We start from the raw sequence: 16,777 nt of genomic DNA on the forward strand, positions 1-16,777 counted from the left end.
ATCAGAGGGGAAGCCGGGTCAGGTTTCGGAAAGCACCGGCATATGTTGGACTCGCCTAAGTTATTGATAAACCTGCTGTATCGGGCTTCGGCGTAGTCCAGCAAAGTTCGGTGCTGGAGTCATGGTGAAATGAAAAAAGGCCGGCTAGAAGCCGACCTTTTTATAAAACAGATGGTGCCCAGGAGAGGACTCGAACCTCCACGATGTTGCCACCGCTAGGACCTGAACCTAGTGCGTCTACCAATTCCGCCACCTGGGCACGTTTCGCTTGTTGCTGCATCGCGAAAGAACGCAATTATAGCGTGTCCGAAGAGGCTGTCAACACAATTTCAGATCGCGAACGAAAATAATTGAGGACGCTGGTCGGACGGGCGAAGGAGGGGAGGTGGGCACGCGCGCCGTTTGAACCCGTCCGCATTTTTGTGGGCGACGCGGTTGAACCGCGCGTTATCCGCACGCCTTCTCTTTCAGGTCGAGCGCCACATCGATAATCATGTCTTCCTGGCCTCCAACCATGCGGCGCTTGCCCAGTTCCACCAGGATGTCGACCGTCTTCAGTCCGTATTTTTGGCCGGCTGCCTCCGCGTGGCGCAGGAACGAGCTGTAGACCCCGGCATAGCCGAGTGCGAGCGTCTCACGATCGACACGCACCGGACGATCCTGCAACGGACGTACGATGTCGTCGGCGGCATCCATGAGCCGATACAGGTCGGTGCCGTGATGCCAGCCCAGGCGCTCGGCTGCGGCGATGAACACCTCGAGCGGCGCGTTGCCGGCGCCGGCCCCCATGCCGGCCAGGCTCGCGTCCACACGGATAGCCCCGGCCTCAACGGCCGCGATGGAGTTGGCCACGCCGAGACTGAGGTTATGGTGAGCATGAATGCCGATCGTGGTCTCAGGCGCCAATACGTCACGCATGGCACGCACGCGATCCCGGACGTCGTTCATGTTCATCGCGCCGCCGGAATCGACGACGTAGCAGCAGGTCGCGCCGTAGCTTTCCATGAGCTTTGCCTGCTGAGCCAGCGCCTGCGGCGAAGACATGTGGCTCATCATGAGAAAACCCACCGTGTCCATGCCCAGCTTGCGTGCGAATTCGATGTGCTGCCGGGAAACATCGGCCTCCGTGCAATGGGTCGCTACGCGTACGATGCGAGCGCCTGCGCGATATGCGGCCTGCAAATCATGGACCGTGCCGATACCCGGTATCAACAGCGTCGCAATCTTGGCGTGCTTGACCACATCGGCCACCGCCTCGATCCATTCGAGATCGGTGTGCGCACCGAAACCATAGTTGAAGCTCGAGCCCTGCAGGCCGTCGCCGTGTGCAACTTCGATGGAATCCACGCGAGCCTCGTCCAGTGCCTGCGCGATCCCCCGTACTTGAGCGACGGAATATTGATGGCGGATAGCGTGGCTTCCATCACGAAGCGTCACATCGGAAATGTAGAGTTTGGTCTGCTCTGCTTTTTGGTCATTGTTCATCGGGGTACTCCCTGATCAGGCGGCAACGGTGCGAGCGGCCATCCGTGCGGCCATCTGCTCGGCAGTGCGCAGTCCTGCGCTGGTCATGATGTCGAGATTGCCTGCATAGGCGGGCAGATAGTGCGCAGCACCTTCGACTTCCAGTAAAACACTGGTTTTCAGCCCGGAAATCCGGCCTACACCTGGCACGTTGAGATTCTCGACAAGATCGAATTGAACCGACTGCTTCAGTCGGTAGCCGGGCACGTAGCTTTGGACCTCGGCCGCCATGCTCGCAATGGAGTCGGCGATTGCCTTCCGGTCGGCGATGTTGCTGAGCGTGTATACGGTGTCGCGCATGATCAGCGGTGGCTCGGCAGGGTTCAGCACGATGATGGCCTTTCCTCTGGTGGCGCCGCCTACCGCCTCGATGGCCTTCGATGTGGTCTCGGTGAACTCGTCGATATTCGCCCGGGTACCTGGCCCGGCGCTCTTGCTGGCGATGGAGGCGACGATTTCGCCATAGTGGACCTTCGCTACACGTGACACCGCCGCCACCATCGGGATGGTCGCCTGGCCGCCGCAGGTGACCATGTTGACGTTCAGCGCGTCCAGGTTCTGCTCGCCGTTGACGACGGGAACGCAGTACGGACCGATGGCAGCCGGCGTCAGGTCGATGATGCGGATGCCCGGCTTGTGCTCACGCAGCAAGGCATCATTGCGCAGATGCGCGCTCGCGCTGGTCGCGTCAAAAACAAAGTCGATTTCCTCGAAGACGGGCATTCGGGTCAAGCCTTCGGCACCTTCGTGTGTGGTGGCCACGCCGAGACGAGATGCCCGGGCCAGGCCGTCCGAGGCAGGATCAATGCCGACCATCGCGCCCACCTCGATGTGCTGGCCGTGGCGCATGATCTTGATCATCAGATCGGTACCGATGTTTCCACTGCCGATGATGGCAGCCTTGAATTTGCGGGTCATACAGAACTCCAGATTTTGCTGAGGCACATGCTTGTCCGGGGAGGGGGCGCCTTCGCGTACTAGACCAGTTGGAAACCGGCGCTGCCCAGGCCTTGCATGCGCAGGGAGATGTGTTGGCCCGGATGGATCCACTCCGCGGGGGTCGCGCCTCCCGCGAGAACGATCCAGCCGGCTTCCAAAGGCTCTCCCGCCGCTGCCGAGACGCGTGCCGCGGCCACGAGCGAGCGCAATGGGTCGCCGAGCAACGCGGCGGTGGAGCCGACTTGCACAGCGCGCCCATCGATGCTCATGACCAGGCCCAGGTTGCGAAAATCGGTTGCGGGAGAATGCCAGCCGCCGACCACGAACCCGCTCGAGGAAGCGTTGTCGGCGATGACCTCCGGCAGCGTGAATTTGAAGTTCCGGTAGCGCGAGTCGATCAATTCCAATGCGGGTGCAATGGCTTCGACCGCAGCGAGGGCCTCGGCGCCAGTGACCTTGCCCGTCAGCGGCTTTTTCAGCAGGAAGGCGAGTTCCGGCTCGACTCGCGGATGCACGAACCGCGAACGCTGCACATCGGCGCCTTCCTCCAATTGCATCGCGTCAGTCAGCCGTCCCCAGATCACGTCAGACAGCCCCATCTGGAGCATCTTGGCGCGGCTGGTGAAACCCATCTTCACGCCGACACGGCGCTCGCCTCGCTCCAGCCTGCGAGCGATGGATCCCCGCTGGATTTCATAAGCATCGGGCAGGCTCAGGGCGTTGTCCTGGTCGAACTGGGGGACCTCGCGCGCGTATCGCGCGGCGTCGTCCAGTCGGGTAATGATTTCCTCGTGTGCGCTCATGCCGTAACTCCAGCGTCTTGGTTATCCGATTCAAACTCTGTGCGAACGGTGCCCAGCCCGTTGATGCTGCACTCGAACACATCGCCCGGATTGACGGCGACCATGGGGCCGAGGGCGCCGGACAGCACGAGTTCGCCGGCACGCAGCGGCTTTCCGACGCGCGTCATGGTGCGCGCAAGCCAGACCACGGCGTTCAGCGGGTTGCCCAGGCAAGCTGCGCCAGCGCCCGTGGAGACGGGTTCTCCGCGTCGCGACAGACACATCCCGGCCAGACTCAGGTCCAGGCCGGAAGGAGAAATCGGCGTCGAGCCCAACACGTAGACGCCGCTCGATGCGTTGTCGGCCACGGTGTCCACGAACTTGATGTTCCAGGAGTCGATGCGGCTGCCGACAATTTCAAGCGCCGGAATCAGATAGTCCACCGCTTGAAGGACTTCCTGATGTGTGGGGCATTCCATGTTTAGGTCGCGTCCGAGGACAAAACCGATTTCAGCCTCCACCTTGGGCTGATGAAGAATCGATAGCGGTACGATTTCTGCATCGCCGAAAGACAGGTCATCAAAGAGCGAGCCGAAGTCAGGCTGGTCGACACCCAGCTGACGCTGGACCACGAGCGAGGTCAATCCGATCTTGCGACCCACGACGCGCCGACCTTCGGAGATGCGCCTGTCGGTGTTGATGGATTGAATCGTGTAGGCATCCTCCGCACTCATGTCCGGGTAGGTTTCCCGCAGCGGGGGGATGAACGTACCATTCTGCGCTGCCCGATAAAGAGCCCGTGCGGCCTCTTCGCGTTGTTGTGGCGTCATGATGGATACTCCTTTATGCGAGTGACGCGAGAGGCTTGTAGGCCACCGCCTTGATTTCGATGCGCAGCATCGGGTGAGGCAGCTGGTGAACGGCCACGGTCGTGCGCGTGGGGCCGTCGTAGCCGAAATACTTGCGTATTTCGGCGAAGCCGAACACGGATTTCGGTTGAAGTCGAACAGGGTTTCCGGAGGAAGGTGAACAGCCGTTTCGCTTGAAGTCGAACAGTTTCGGGGTATTCCGAAATTGGTGTTCGGCGTTCCGAAACGCGTGTTCATCTTCCCGAAATCGGTGTTCAGCCCGCCGAAACGGCTGTTCACTGCGCCGAAATGTGTGTTCGGCGTGCCGAAACGAAAGGCGCGGTTTCGGTTGGCGGTACTGCGGATGGCTCAATCGGCCGGCGGTTAAGGTTGCTCCTTTTGGGAGAAACCGACTATGCCGGCTCACCGGACGACCATGCGCAAAATAAAAGATGTGCTTCGCCTGAAATGGACCTGTAATCTGTCTCACCGGCAAGTGAGCGGCGCGCTCGGCGTCGGGCTCGGTACCATTACCCAATATTTGCAGCTTGCCGCCTCGGCCGGCTCGGACTGGGCGAAGATCGAGCCGCTGTCCGAGGCAGAGCTGGAGCAGTTGCTCGTCAACGGCGCCGTTCCGACGACGGCCGCAGGCAAGCGCATGGAGCCTGACTGCGCCTGGATTCATCGGGAGTTGCGCCGCAAAGGCGTAACCTTGCAACTGCTGTGGGAGGAGTACGTCGGCGCGAACCCCGGCCAGAAGACCTTGCGCTACACGCAGTTCTGTCAGCGATACAAGGACTGGGCCCAGACGTTGAAGCGCTCGATGCCCCAGCAACATTACGCCGGCGAGAAGTTGTTCGCCGACTACGCCGGGCAAACGGTGCCGATTCTCGATCGCACCGGCGGCATTGCGTTCAAGGCGCACATCTTCGTCGCCGTGCTCGGCGCATCGAATTACACGTATGCGTGCGCTACGCGATCGGAAGCGACACCCGACTGGATCGGTGGCCTCATTGACGCGATGGAGTTCTGCGGCGGCGTGCCCGCTCTGCTTGTGCCCGACAACCCGAGGGCACTGATCTCGAACGCCGACCGCTACGAACCCACGCTCGGCCTGACCACGCAGGACTTCGTGAACCATTACGGTACCGCGATGCTGCCCGCGCGCCCGCGCAAGCCGAAGGATAAGGCGAAAGTTGAGGTCGGCGTACAGATCGTCGAACGATGGATTCTCGCCCGCCTCCGGAATTACCGGTTCTACAGTCTGGCCGAACTGAACAAGGCGATCGCCGGGTTGATCAATGACCTGAATACGCGGCCGTTCAAGAAGCTCGATGGCACTCGACGCGAGTGGTTCGAGCGGCTCGACAAACCGGCGCTGCGCCCGTTGCCGACGCGTCGCTACGAAATCGCCACCTTCCAGAAGTGCCGCGTCAACATTGACGCGCACATTGAGGTAGACGGTCACTACTACAGCGCACCGCACAGTCTTGTGCGTCAGGAAGTCCACGCGCGCGTGACGCGTTACGGTGTAGAAGTCCTGCACGGCGGCAAGCGCGTTGCCGCCCACGCTCGCAGTCGGCTCAAGGGAAGTACACCACCGTGGCCGAGCATATGCCTGCGGCTTACCGCGCCCACATGGAATGGACCCCGAGCCGGCTGCTGCACTGGGGTACATCGATCGGCGTCAGCGCTGAGGCGATCGTCAGGCATTTGCTGACGAACCGTCCGCACCCGGAAATGGGATACCGGGCCTGCCTGGGTCTGCTGTCGCTGTCGCGCAAGTACGGCAAGGAGCGGCTGGAAGCGGCGTGTCAGCGCGCACTCGTGATTGGCGCGCCGACCCAGCGGTCCGTGCGCACCATCCTGCAAACCGGCGCCGACAAGCATCCACTGCCACAAAGCGGGGCCACCGAATGGCAGTCGCCCCTGCACGAGAACGTGCGAGGGCCCAAGTATTACCACTGACCCAAGGAGGTCGCGATGTTGATGCAGCAAACCCTCTCCCAGCTCAAGGCCCTCAAGCTGGACGGCATGGCTCGCGCGTTCGAGGAACAGGCGGCGCTGACGGCCAGCACGAGCCTGTCGTTCGAGGAACGCTTCGGCATGGTCGTGGATCGTGAGATCGCCTGGCGCGATACCCGGCGGCTCGAGCGATTGCTCAAGTCTGCGAAGCTCAAGAATCCCCAGGCCTGCGTTGAGGACATCGAGTACCGGCAGAGCCGTGGGCTCGACAAGGGTATCGTCGCTACGCTCGCCGGCTGTGACTGGATCCGCAATGCACAGAACCTCATCCTGACAGGGCCGACTGGCGCCGGAAAAACATGGGTCGCCTGCGCCTTCGGCCAGCAGGCCTGCCGACAGGGATTCTCCGTGCTGTACGTGCGCGTCGCCCGGCTGTTCGAGGAATTGAAGATCGCCCATGGCGACGGCAGCTTCACACGTCGGCTCGCGCAGCTCGCCAAGATGGACGTCCTGTTGCTCGACGACTGGGGACTGCAGGACGTCGACCAGGGCGCGCGCAACGACTTGCTCGAAGTGCTCGACGATCGCGTCGGCACGCGATCCACGATCATCACATCGCAATTGCCCCTTGAACACTGGCACGCCTGGCTGCAAGACCCGACTCTCGCCGACGCAATCCTCGACCGCCTCGTCCATCAGGCTCACAAGCTTGCATTGAAGGGCGACTCGATGCGCAAGAAGAACGCACCTGATCAAAAAGTAGCCTGATCTCGAACACCTGCAGTACAATCTAAGCACAACGCAGCACCTCCCTCCTGGCCTGTTCGACTTCACCGAAACGGGCGTTCAACTTCCCCGAAATACGCAGAAATACTCGGCGTACACCTCGTTGTAGCCCTTGAAGTCGCCCATATCGACCAGGAAGGCGGATAGCTCGACCAGATCCGTCAAGTCCGCGCCGACGCTTTGCAGGATGGCCTGGATGTTCTCGATGACGGCGCGGGTCTGCGCACGGATGTCCGCATTGAGCACGCCCATCGCATCGGCTTCGGCTCCCGCGAAACTGTTGTCGGGGCGGCGCGAGCTGGTGCCCGAAACGAAGAGAAAGTCCCCCGCGCGCTTGGCGTGCGGGAACTTTCCGCGCGGTTGGGCTCGCCCTTGGACGACCGCCGAAGAAGTATTGGCGTTGCTGTCGGCTTTTTCATTCATGGGCGGCATCCGGCGCATCTACATGGACGCAGACGTTGGTGAGTTCGGAGTAGAAGTTCAGCGAATGCAGCCCGCCCTCGCGCCCGATGCCGGACAAGCCGCTTCCGCCGAAGGGAGTACGCAGGTCGCGCAGGAACCAGGTATTGACCCATGCAATGCCGACGTTCATCGATTGCGCGACGCGGTGCGCCTTGTTGACATTGCTTGTCCAGATCGTCGCAGCCAGGCCGTAGGGTGTCGCATTCGCGCGCCGGATGACCTCAGCCTCCGAATCGAAAGGCGAGATGTGGCCGATGGGTCCGAAAATCTCTTCCGTGACGCATCGCGCGTCGTCGGCCAGCCCCGCAATCAGCGTGGGTTCCACCCAGAAACCATCATCGAGTTGGTTGCCAAAGCGTGGGATGCCGCCGCCGACGATGAACTCGGCGCCTTCCTCGCGAGCCAGTGCGTAGTAGCTCAGCACCTTGTCGCGGTGGGCGGCGGAGATGACCGGCCCCATGCCGGTTGTCTCGTCGGTGGGGTCGCCCAGTTTGATTGCCTTTGCTCGCTCAGCGAGCGCCTTCACGAAGCGGTCGTAGATGGGGCGTTCAACGAATATCCGCTCCGAGCACAGGCAAACCTGGCCGCTGTTGAGGAATGCCGCGCGCGTCATTCCCTCCACCGTCTTTTCGAAATCGCAGTCGGCGAAGATGATGGCGGCGTTCTTGCCACCCAGTTCGAACGATACGGGCTTCACCCCCTCCGCGGCCGCGTGCATGATCGCCGTGCCCGTCTTCGATTCGCCGGTGAAGGTGATGGCGTTGATGCGGGGGTGCGTGCTGATGAACTCTCCGGCAGAGTCGGGTCCGAAGCCATGCACCAGATTGAAGACGCCCGGGGGAAGGCCGGCAGTCTGCGTGACTTCGGCGAGCAGGGTCGCGGTTCCCGGTGTTTCTTCCGAGGGCTTTGCCACCACGGCATTGCCACAGGCCAGCGCCGGGGCCACCTTCCAGCTGAACAAGAGCAGGGGAAGGTTCCAGGGGGAGATGATGCCGACAACACCTAACGGCTTGCGCACGGTGTAGTTGATGGCCTGCGCACCGCCCGGCAGCTCGGTGCGGAAGGTGTCCAATGGCGCGGTCTTCAGAATGTCGGCGAAGATGCGGAAATTCGCTGCGCCGCGCGGGATGTCCAATCTGGAAGCCAGTGACACCGGCTTGCCGGTATCGCTCACTTCGGCATCCAGGAAATCATCGGCACGCCGATCGATCTCGTCGGCAATGCGATAGAGCATGTCGGCTCTATCGATCACCGACGTCGCACCCCAGCCGCGCACTGCCTCGTGGCCCGCCTCGACGGCCGCATCGACCATCTCCCTGGTGGCTTCATGAACATCGGCAAAGCGAATGCCGGTGGCTGGATTGATCCCGGCAAACCTTCTGTCGCTCTCGACGAATCGGCCATTGATAAAGTTCTTGTATTGCTTCAAAACGAAAGCTCCCTGGAGGCAAATGTGGACTCGCCGTGCAAGCCGTGATGGAAGGCGTTACTGCAAGCTGAACTCCACGACAGCGCCGCCGCTGCCGTAGAGGGGCGCATACTCATGGACAGTCGATTTCTTGAAGCCGCCGTTCATTGCGCCGAGTAGCCAGTAGAAGTGCTTGAGCGCCATATCAGGGCGCGCCTCGCTGGCGTACTGAGGAAGGGTTGCGCGCAGTACGTCGATATGGCCGATTTCCATGAGCGCCAGCACACGCCGGTTCCACTTGTCGTCGGCTTCGGCGAAGATGTGATCCTCTCCAAGGTCGATGTTTTCGCGGAACATGCCGTTGGAAAGGCCGCCAATTCCGACGACCGCCACACGCTTGTCCGAGGCTGTGGCCGCTGCAATTGCGCCCAGTTGCTCGGTCGTCTCGGCGCTGTGGTAGAGGTTGTTGGCGGCGATGGCGACCGGGATATCGGCCGTGCCGAAGCCCATCAACGTTGCCGCGGTGATCGTGCCGGTGTCGATCGGAAACTGGTCATAGTCGACCCCTCGCGTTTTGATGCCCGCTGCATTGCACGCTTGTACGCAGTGCTCCACCAATGTGGAGTCCGAATGGATATCAAACGCCTGCTCGCCGAATTCATGCCAGTTTTCATCGACATGAAGCCCGGTACTTCGCTCCCGCGTGATCCACAGCTGGTCGAGCACCGCGAACCATTGCGTCGAGTACACAAGCACGCAGTCCGGTTTCGACGCCGCAAGCGCTTTGCCGGCTCGCGCCATGCCTTCGCGCAGGCGCCCCCACGGCGCGATATCAGGCCGCAGCTGCGGCAGGGGGCTGCCGGGGACGAGGAATGCAGATACGATGGTCATATTGAGTCTCCTGTTGGTCTTTTTGTCCGCGTCAGGCGGGTTCCGCCAGCGGTTCAAGGCCCGACAGGCCTGCTTCCTCGAGATTCCATTCGATCACCGCGTTGCCGGTCCCGATGACCGTTCCGTACCCGTACAGCTTGCCGGCAAGTTCCGGGTAACCCATTGCGGCGTGCATCCAGGTGAAGGCACCGGATTTCACTTCGGCAAAGGCGTCGTCGATGAATTGAGGCAGGAGTTCGAAGACCTCCCTCATGCGTCCCTGGCGCATCAGGTCGATCATGCGAACGTCCCACTTGTAGCCGTCGTAGCGCTCCGGATGCTCCTTGGTCATATCCTCGGGCAGCTCCGGTTCCTCGTGGAAGTGCCAGTGCGACAACGTGTTGCTGGCAAGAAGAATGGCGCGTCGTCCGGTCTTGCGGATGGCCTCGCGCGTGGCGCGTCCCAGCAGATCCATTTCCCCCTGGCCTTCCTGGGTATTGAGGTAGTACGGCGTGTTGTTGGCGGAGATGCCCACCACGGGGATATCCCATTGCGGGCGAACCATGTGCAACGTGGTGATGGTTCCGTAATCGACACGGAACTTGGGGTTGCGCATCATCTTGCCGACCAGGCCCAGCCTGGCTGCTTCCTCGCAACACGCCTCGGCCAGTTCCACGTCGACATCCATGCCGAAGTCGTAGCGGAACAGGTTCGGGAAGATCGGATCGACGGAGCGCCCCGTGAGCCGGGGCACCCCCAGGAAATGGTGGCCGACCTGGGTGATCCAGTGTGGGGAGTGGACGAGCAGGACATCGGGCCTGAGCCGTTCGATGTTCTCGCGTACCTGCTCGTAAGCCCAGCGCAACGGCTCCCAGCCGCCCTGCGAGCGCGGCTCGTTCTGTGGCGGATTCTCGCCGTAGACCAGGTGGGGCGGATGGGGTGCCAGGAAGCCGGAAAGAATTCTGCCTTGGGTCATAGTGAATCTCCTCAGATCGACAACTGGAACTCGATTTCCACCGCAGCCCCCAGCGGGAGGGCCTGCACGACTGTGAAGGTTCTGGCGGGTAGCGCGAGTTGCTCAAAGAATTCGCTCCACACCTCATTCATGCCTTCTGCCGCAGCTGGGCCGGCGCAGTACACGCGCGCCAGCACGATGCGTTCGAGCGACCACCCTTGCTCGGCACACAGGGCTTGCAGGTTGCGCAGAATCTGCCGTGTCTGACCCGCAGCCGTAGCATCGGCCAGCGCGCCAGTTGCCGGGTCCAGGCCGACCAGCCCCGATACATACACATCCGAGCCGACCCGCACCGCAGGCGAGTACCGGAAACGAGGTGGCGGAAGCGCGTCCGAGCGCTCAATGCGCTGGATAGGTACCTGCGAGATTGGTTTCTTGACTTGGGTCTGCACAGTTTTCGCGTCCTCGTTTTGGCCTGATTGTAATACGTATACGTCGTATATTGTCGGATGCGTACCGCTGGATATAAGAGGGTTTTCCCTTGGTTTTTTGCAAAATAGGTGCGTTGATACCCCGCTGCTTGAAGTCAAAATTGTATGTATACGTTCTATTTTGATATGATGGGATCCGTCTTATAATTTGCCCACCCATTGAATTTCCATCAGGCCAAAATGCCTCGCTCTCCTTCGCCCCGATCCTCGTCTGCCGCGCCGTCATCTCAGTCCGCTACGAAGGAAGTGCATGCGCTGCTGAGGAATTTCAGGCTGGAGGACGTCCCTTCCCATTTGCTTCGGCGGGCGCACTTCAAGGCCGAGGAGATCTTCGCGAATACGTTTTCGGACGAGGGGGTCACGCCACGGCAGAAGGCAGCGTTGGTGTTGCTGTATCAAGAGCCCGGGCTCAATCAGAACACCTTGTCTGAGCGGTTGGCCATGGATCGCAACACGGTGGCGGAAATGGTTCGGCGAATGAGCCGTGGAGGCCTGATTGAACGCAGGCCGTCACCAGAGGACGCGCGGGCCTACCAACTGTATGTGGCCGCTGCAGGGATGGATTTGCTCAACCGAGTCATGCCGCGCGACTCTGCTGTCGAAGAGCAGTTACTCGCTCGCCTGCCGGAGGAGTACCGCAGCCTTTTCGTCAAATGTCTGCGCTTGATCGCCGAGGAGGGCTAGGATGACGCTCGGGTTCGAGGCCCGGGCAGAGGAGGGTTATTCGCATTGCCCTCGCGGTGGGGATTTACGGCCCCACTCGTTTTTCGCAAAGGTATCCCTCGCCGCTGCCGCCCCGGCAATGGCTGCCTGGTAGATTGGCTTGAGCGCGGCCGCTCGCGGTTTGCGGTCCTTTCACTTTCAGTTCACCAGATCCAGTGAGATGCGCATCAGATGTGCGATCCAGGTCTGGATTTGCGCGGCCGGATAGACCGAAGCACTCATTTCCTGGCGAGTAGGCTCCGTAGCCGTTCGATGTGCTGTTTAGATACTTCTGACGGCACGGGCTTGCCCCGGCGCAGGGGAGGGGCTCGCGCTGTTGGAGGTGGCCGGTCGCTTTGTGGTGCGGGTGCCGCTAGCGCATCTGCAGTCCTGGCCCATGCATTGATTTCCCCGCGGATGGCGCGGTGGATTCGGTCAACTCGAACGTTCGATGTGCCGAAAAATGTACCAGCTTGGGTGCTGGCTTGCCGCGGCCCTCAGTGGATCGTGATGGGCGCGCAAAAACAAAAAAGCCCGCAACGGCGGGCTTCTTCGAAGTTCCAGAAGACACTCTTGGAGTGTCTCCGGACGTATATAAGTGGTGCCCAGGAGAGGACTCGAACCTCCACGATGTTGCCACCGCTAGGACCTGAACCTAGTGCGTCTACCAATTCCGCCACCTGGGCACGTTTCGCTTGTTACTGCAGTGCGAAGACCGCTATTTTAGCGTGTCGGCCGAGTCTGTCAACATAATTTCGCTCAATGCGATAAAAATATTGCCCCTTCCGCGACGGATTCTCACACGCCGACCGGTTCGGCACGTTTCGCCACGAAATTCCAGCGCTGCGCCTGGCTCGTGTCGACGCGGGCAGGTAGCAGCCCGGCTGCGAGAAACGTGTCGGCGATCTTCTGCTGCTCGCTGAAGTTCTGCGCGACCACCGCGCGGACGACATAGCTGCGCCGCGTGTTCGCGCGCGCGATCGTCGCCGCGTCGAGCCCCCAGATCGGCGCGAGGGTGTTCGCGGCCTCCTGCGGGTGGTCGCGCAGCCACGTGCCCGCTTGCGACAACTGGTCGAACAGGATCTGGAGGACATCGGGCCGCGCGGCGGCGAAACTGCTGGAGGCGAGGTAGTAGCGCTGGTACGACGCGAGTCCATTGCCGTCGGCCAGAATCCGCACGTCCGGATTCCGGTCGACCGACGCGACATAGGGATCCCACGTGATCCAGGCGTCCACGCTGTCACGCTCGAACGCCGCGCGGCCGTCCGCGGGTGTCAGGTAGTGGACCGCTACATCGGCTGGCCCGAGCTTCGCGCGTGCGAGCGCGGCAAGCAGCAGGTAATGACTGCCGGCTGCCTTCGTGACCGCAATGCGCTTGTCCTTGAGATCGGCGAGCGTGCGCAGCGCGCTGCCCTGCTTGACGATGATCGCCTGTGCCTTGGGCGAAGGCGCCTCCTGCGCGACGTACACGAAACGCGCACGCGCGGCCTGTGCGAAGACCGGAACCGTATCGGCCACATCGGCACTGAAATCGACGGCGCCGACATTGAGCGCTTCGGTCAGCGGCAATCCGCTTGCGAATTCATGCCACGACACGCGCAGGCCGAGCGGCGCCAGTGCCTGCTCGAGCGCGCCCCGCGTCTTGAGCAGCGTGATGATTGTCGATGACTTCTGATAGCCGATGCGCAGCACATCGGGTGCGTTCTCGGCGTGCGTTCGGACGCCGGCCGCAGCAAGGCCGGCGGCCAGGATCACGCGCGCAAATGCGCGGCGGTTCGTCGACGTCATGGGCTGTGCTCCTCGTGTCTGGTTCGTTGCATTGAAGCGAGCCGGCTAACGTACCAACGAGGCGGCCGGACGATAACCGATAAATTCTGCTATCGATCCGGCTGGCGGGCATAAGAGAAGGCGAGGGTGCCTGACCGCTGTCTCCTGCGTGCATTGGATATGTGCATGGAGGGCAAGGGGCTCGTCGAGCATTCGCGCAGCGTGAGCGATCGGCGGGTGATGAACCTCGCGCTGACCGAAGCGGGGCAGGCGGTTGTCGCCCAGATTCCGGGGATTGCGCCGAAGGCGCTCAACGCCTGCTTGCGGAAATTCTCGAAGGCGGGGTTTGATGAACTGACCCGGCTGCTGCGCAAGTTCATCGGCGAGTAAGCCGGGCGCCTTTTGTTGGCACCGGAAATGAAAAAAGGCCGGCTAGAAGCCGACCTTTTCAAAAACAGATGGTGCCCAGGAGAGGACTCGAACCTCCACGATGTTGCCACCGCTAGGACCTGAACCTAGTGCGTCTACCAATTCCGCCACCTGGGCACGTTTTGCAGTAGCTGCTTGCTGCAAAGAAGCGAAATTATAGCGCCCCAATTATTCGTGTCAACACTTTTTTGCGATGCATCGCAAACCGGGCTCCGCCGCGCCCGCTGGCGGCATTCCGGTCTTTTGGTGACACAGGCGGGTGATAGAATGACCCGCCGCCGTCAATATAGAACTGTCTGACGGACACCTCTATGTTGATGCCGTGCACCATCAATCAACGCAACGAGAACAACCATCGACAAACCCTTGAGCAAATATCCGTACCCCATTCCGAGCCGTGAAGAAATTCTCGGCGTGCTGCGTACGAGCGACGCGCCGCTGGCCGCCAACGACATCGCAGAAGCACTGTCGATCAAGCGTCAGGAGCGCGAGGGGTTCTTCCGGCGTGTCGCCGCGATGGAACGCGACGGCCAGATCCGCCTCGACAAGCGCGGCCATTACCAGTTGACCCATCCGTCGAACTTCGTCGCCGGGCGCGTGCAGGGCCATCGCGACGGCTACGGGTTCGTGATTCGCGACGACGGCCAGGACGACCTGTTTTTGCCGAACGGCGAAATGCAGAAGGTGATGCACAACGATCGCGTGCTCGCACGGATCGTCGGCTACGATCGCCGCGGCCGTCCGGAAGGGCATGTCGTCGAAGTCACCGAGCGCGCGAACAAGCGCGTGATCGGCCGCCTGCTCAACGAGAACGGCGCGCTGATCGTCGCACCGGAAGACAAGCGCATCGGCCACGACATCCTGATCACGCAGAACGTGAAGAAAGCGAAGGTCGGGCAGGTCGTCGTCGTCGAGCTGACCGATTTCCCGAGTCGCCATTCGCAGCCGCTCGGCCGTGTCGTCGAGGTGCTCGGCGACATCGACGATCCGGGCATGGAAATCGAAATCGCGGTGCGCAAGTACGGCGTGCCGCACGAGTTCAGCCAGCCGGCGCTCGACGAAGCCGCCGCGCTGCCCGACAAGGTGCGGCCGACCGACCTGCGTTTCCGCGTCGACCTGCGCGACGTGCCGCTCGTGACGATCGACGGCGAGGACGCCCGCGACTTCGACGACGCCGTCTACTGCGAGCCGGTCAAGGTCGGCCGCGGCGACGGCTACCGCCTGATCGTCGCGATCGCCGACGTGTCGCACTACGTACAGCCGGGCAGCGGGCTCGATGCCGACGCGCTCGAGCGCAGCACGTCGGTCTACTTCCCGCGCCGCGTGATTCCGATGCTGCCGGAGAAGCTGTCGAACGGCCTCTGCTCGTTGAATCCGCAGGTCGACCGCTGCGTGCTCGCATGCGACATGGTGATTACCGCGCGCGGCGAGATCAAGGCGTACCAGTTCTATCCGGCGGTCATCCATTCGGCAGCGCGCCTGACGTACACCGAAGTCGCCGCCGTATTGTCGAACACGAAGGGGCCGGAGGCTGCGCGCCGCGCGGACCTGCTGCCGCACCTGCAGGATCTGTACGGCGTCTACAAGTCGCTGTTCGCCGCACGGCAGAAGCGTGGCGCGATCGACTTCGACACGACCGAGACCTACATCGTCTGCAACTCGCAGGGCAAGATCGAGCAGATCGTGCCGCGCCAGCGTAACGATGCGCACAAGCTGATCGAGGAATGCATGCTGGCCGCGAACGTCTGCGCGGCCGATTTCCTGAAGCGCAACAAGCATCCGGGCCTGTACCGCGTGCACGCGGGGCCGACGCCGGAGAAGCTCGAGAACCTGCGTGCGTTCCTGCGCGGCATGGGCCTGTCGCTCGGCGGCGGCGACAAGCCGCATGCGAGCGACTACGCGGCGCTGATGGCGCAGATCCGCGACCGGCCCGATGCGCAGATGCTGCAGCCGATGCTGCTGCGCTCGATGCAGCAGGCCGTCTACAGCCCGGACAACATTGGTCACTTCGGCCTCGCCTACGAGGCATACGCGCACTTCACGAGCCCGATCCGCCGTTATCCGGACTTGCTCACGCACCGCGCGATCTACGCGATCCTGTCGGGCAAGAAATACGTGCCGAAGGCGCCGGAAGGCTTCGAGCTGAACACTGCGCTGTCGCCGCGCGCCCGCGCGATGCAGCAGGCCGACGACGAATCGCGCGGCCGCTCGCGCTCGAACACGGCGATCTGGGAAGAACTCGGCCTGCATTGCTCGGCGAACGAGCGCCGCGCGGATGAGGCATCGCGTGACGTCGAGGCCTGGCTCAAGTGCTACTTCATGCGCGACAAGCTCGGCGAGGAGTACGGCGGGATGGTGAACGGCGTCACGTCGTTCGGCATCTTCGTGCAGCTCGACACGCTCTTCATCGAAGGGCTCGTGCACGTCACGGAACTCGGCTCGGACTACTTCCAGTACGACGAGATCAAGAACGAGCTGCGCGGTGAGCGCACGGGCATCCGCTATCGCCTGTCGGATCGCGTGCGCGTGCAGGTGAGCCGCGTCGATCTCGATGCACGCAAGATCGACTTCCGCCTCGTGCGCGATACGCCGGTGAAGGCGCCGCGTCCGTCGCCCGCGCCGGCGTCCGCCGGCGGCGGTGTCGATCGCGGCAACGGCCCGCGTGTACGCACGCTGCCGCAGGTGGAGGAGCCGGCGCCGCGCCGCAAGAAGGCCGCGAGTGCGCCGAGCGTCGCGGTGAAGGAAGTGCGCGCCGCGCGTAAGAAGGGTGGCAGCGGTGGCGGAGCGGCGGCGAAGCCGACCGCGAAGAAGACACGCGCCCGCAAGAAGTATTGAGCGTTCGGGGTGGC

13 protein-coding genes, 3 tRNA genes and 4 pseudogenes are annotated in these 16,777 nt (G+C 62.3%); 5 read left to right on the forward strand and 15 right to left on the reverse strand.

Annotated features, from left to right (window positions below):
* Positions 1 to 172 precede the first annotated feature (172 nt).
* From LXE91_RS13100 to LXE91_RS13125, 6 genes and pseudogenes are all read right to left on the reverse strand, one after another.
* Positions 173 to 259, reverse strand: a tRNA-Leu gene (locus LXE91_RS13100).
* A gap of 188 nt (positions 260 to 447) precedes the next feature.
* Positions 448 to 1,410, reverse strand: a complete 963-nt coding sequence (gene dmpG / locus LXE91_RS13105; protein WP_395460140.1) for a 4-hydroxy-2-oxovalerate aldolase — start codon at positions 1,408 to 1,410, stop codon at positions 448 to 450.
* A gap of 90 nt (positions 1,411 to 1,500) precedes the next feature.
* Positions 1,501 to 2,442, reverse strand: a complete 942-nt coding sequence (locus LXE91_RS13110; protein WP_039358886.1) for an acetaldehyde dehydrogenase (acetylating) — start codon at positions 2,440 to 2,442, stop codon at positions 1,501 to 1,503.
* A 59-nt stretch (positions 2,443 to 2,501) separates the two neighbouring features.
* Positions 2,502 to 3,266: a 2-keto-4-pentenoate hydratase gene (locus LXE91_RS13115; RefSeq protein WP_039358883.1), complete on the reverse strand. Its 765-nt coding sequence runs from the start codon at positions 3,264 to 3,266 to the stop codon at positions 2,502 to 2,504.
* Positions 3,263 to 4,075: a 2-keto-4-pentenoate hydratase gene (gene mhpD, locus LXE91_RS13120; protein ID WP_039358881.1), complete on the reverse strand. Its 813-nt coding sequence runs from the start codon at positions 4,073 to 4,075 to the stop codon at positions 3,263 to 3,265. The genes LXE91_RS13115 and mhpD overlap by 4 nt, the downstream gene beginning before the upstream one ends.
* A 13-nt stretch (positions 4,076 to 4,088) precedes the next feature.
* Positions 4,089 to 4,208, reverse strand: a pseudogene (locus tag LXE91_RS13125) (RidA family protein); the annotation flags it as partial.
* Positions 4,209 to 4,508: 300 nt separating this feature from the next.
* Here LXE91_RS13125 and istA point away from each other — a divergent pair.
* Positions 4,509 to 6,061: pseudogene (gene istA, locus LXE91_RS13130) on the forward strand (IS21 family transposase).
* A 15-nt stretch (positions 6,062 to 6,076) separates the two neighbouring features.
* Positions 6,077 to 6,826, forward strand: coding sequence for an IS21-like element helper ATPase IstB (gene istB / locus LXE91_RS13135; RefSeq protein WP_046543512.1), 750 nt, complete (start codon positions 6,077 to 6,079; stop codon positions 6,824 to 6,826).
* A 99-nt stretch (positions 6,827 to 6,925) separates the two neighbouring features.
* Here the strand turns inward: istB and LXE91_RS13140 are convergent.
* The 5 genes and pseudogenes from LXE91_RS13140 to LXE91_RS13160 all read right to left on the reverse strand — a co-directional run.
* Positions 6,926 to 7,267, reverse strand: a pseudogene (locus tag LXE91_RS13140) (RidA family protein); the annotation flags it as partial.
* Positions 7,260 to 8,735, reverse strand: a complete 1,476-nt coding sequence (locus LXE91_RS13145) for a 2-hydroxymuconic semialdehyde dehydrogenase (RefSeq protein ID WP_039358876.1) — start codon at positions 8,733 to 8,735, stop codon at positions 7,260 to 7,262. The gene LXE91_RS13145 and the pseudogene LXE91_RS13140, both read right to left, overlap by 8 nt.
* A 57-nt stretch (positions 8,736 to 8,792) precedes the next feature.
* Positions 8,793 to 9,605 (reverse strand): DODA-type extradiol aromatic ring-opening family dioxygenase, encoded by an 813-nt coding sequence (locus LXE91_RS13150; protein ID WP_039358874.1) that lies wholly within the window; start codon positions 9,603 to 9,605, stop codon positions 8,793 to 8,795.
* 31 nt (positions 9,606 to 9,636) lie between these two features.
* The gene (locus LXE91_RS13155; RefSeq protein ID WP_039358872.1) at positions 9,637 to 10,560 is read right to left on the reverse strand and encodes a DODA-type extradiol aromatic ring-opening family dioxygenase; all 924 of its coding nucleotides are present in this window, start codon (positions 10,558 to 10,560) and stop codon (positions 9,637 to 9,639) included.
* An 11-nt stretch (positions 10,561 to 10,571) separates the two neighbouring features.
* Positions 10,572 to 10,991 (reverse strand): RidA family protein, encoded by a 420-nt coding sequence (locus LXE91_RS13160; RefSeq protein WP_052760102.1) that lies wholly within the window; start codon positions 10,989 to 10,991, stop codon positions 10,572 to 10,574.
* A 285-nt stretch (positions 10,992 to 11,276) separates the two neighbouring features.
* On the opposite strand from LXE91_RS13160, the gene LXE91_RS13165 reads away from it, so the two are divergent.
* Entirely contained in the window at positions 11,277 to 11,714 is a 438-nt protein-coding gene (locus LXE91_RS13165) for a MarR family winged helix-turn-helix transcriptional regulator (protein WP_223274372.1), read from the forward strand.
* Positions 11,715 to 11,771: 57 nt separating this feature from the next.
* On the opposite strand, the pseudogene LXE91_RS13170 reads toward LXE91_RS13165, so the two are convergent.
* The 3 genes and pseudogenes from LXE91_RS13170 to LXE91_RS13180 all read right to left on the reverse strand — a co-directional run.
* Positions 11,772 to 11,978: pseudogene (locus LXE91_RS13170) on the reverse strand (IS256 family transposase); the annotation flags it as partial.
* 353 nt (positions 11,979 to 12,331) lie between these two features.
* Positions 12,332 to 12,418, reverse strand: a tRNA-Leu gene (locus LXE91_RS13175).
* A 112-nt stretch (positions 12,419 to 12,530) separates the two neighbouring features.
* Entirely contained in the window at positions 12,531 to 13,520 is a 990-nt protein-coding gene (locus tag LXE91_RS13180) for an aliphatic sulfonate ABC transporter substrate-binding protein (RefSeq protein WP_039358869.1), read from the reverse strand.
* A gap of 165 nt (positions 13,521 to 13,685) precedes the next feature.
* Between LXE91_RS13180 and LXE91_RS13185 the strand changes: the two genes are divergently transcribed.
* Positions 13,686 to 13,889, forward strand: a complete 204-nt coding sequence (locus LXE91_RS13185; protein WP_174990660.1) for a MarR family winged helix-turn-helix transcriptional regulator — start codon at positions 13,686 to 13,688, stop codon at positions 13,887 to 13,889.
* Positions 13,890 to 13,958: 69 nt separating this feature from the next.
* Here LXE91_RS13185 and LXE91_RS13190 read toward each other — a convergent pair.
* Positions 13,959 to 14,045 (reverse strand) — tRNA-Leu (locus LXE91_RS13190).
* A gap of 249 nt (positions 14,046 to 14,294) precedes the next feature.
* Between LXE91_RS13190 and rnr the strand changes: the two genes are divergently transcribed.
* Positions 14,295 to 16,763: a ribonuclease R gene (gene rnr / locus LXE91_RS13195; RefSeq protein WP_039358866.1), complete on the forward strand. Its 2,469-nt coding sequence runs from the start codon at positions 14,295 to 14,297 to the stop codon at positions 16,761 to 16,763.
* Positions 16,764 to 16,777 lie beyond the last annotated feature (14 nt).

Origin of the sequence: Burkholderia contaminans, from assembly GCF_029633825.1 — a bacterium.
Lineage (GTDB): Bacteria > Pseudomonadota > Gammaproteobacteria > Burkholderiales > Burkholderiaceae > Burkholderia > Burkholderia contaminans.

Bases quoted from the DNA above. Each gene is read 5' to 3' on its own strand.
- LXE91_RS13110 (WP_039358886.1), bottom strand. From the start codon at position 2,442: ATGACCCGCAAATTCAAGGCTGCCATCATCGGCAGTGGAAACATCGGT.
- LXE91_RS13115 (WP_039358883.1), bottom strand. From the start codon at position 3,266: ATGAGCGCACACGAGGAAATCATTACCCGACTGGACGACGCCGCGCGA.
- mhpD (WP_039358881.1), bottom strand. From the start codon at position 4,075: ATGACGCCACAACAACGCGAAGAGGCCGCACGGGCTCTTTATCGGGCA.
- istB (WP_046543512.1), top strand. From the start codon at position 6,077: ATGTTGATGCAGCAAACCCTCTCCCAGCTCAAGGCCCTCAAGCTGGAC.
- LXE91_RS13150 (WP_039358874.1), bottom strand. From the start codon at position 9,605: ATGACCATCGTATCTGCATTCCTCGTCCCCGGCAGCCCCCTGCCGCAG.
- LXE91_RS13155 (WP_039358872.1), bottom strand. From the start codon at position 10,560: ATGACCCAAGGCAGAATTCTTTCCGGCTTCCTGGCACCCCATCCGCCC.
- LXE91_RS13180 (WP_039358869.1), bottom strand. From the start codon at position 13,520: ATGACGTCGACGAACCGCCGCGCATTTGCGCGCGTGATCCTGGCCGCC.
- LXE91_RS13185 (WP_174990660.1), top strand. From the start codon at position 13,686: ATGGAGGGCAAGGGGCTCGTCGAGCATTCGCGCAGCGTGAGCGATCGG.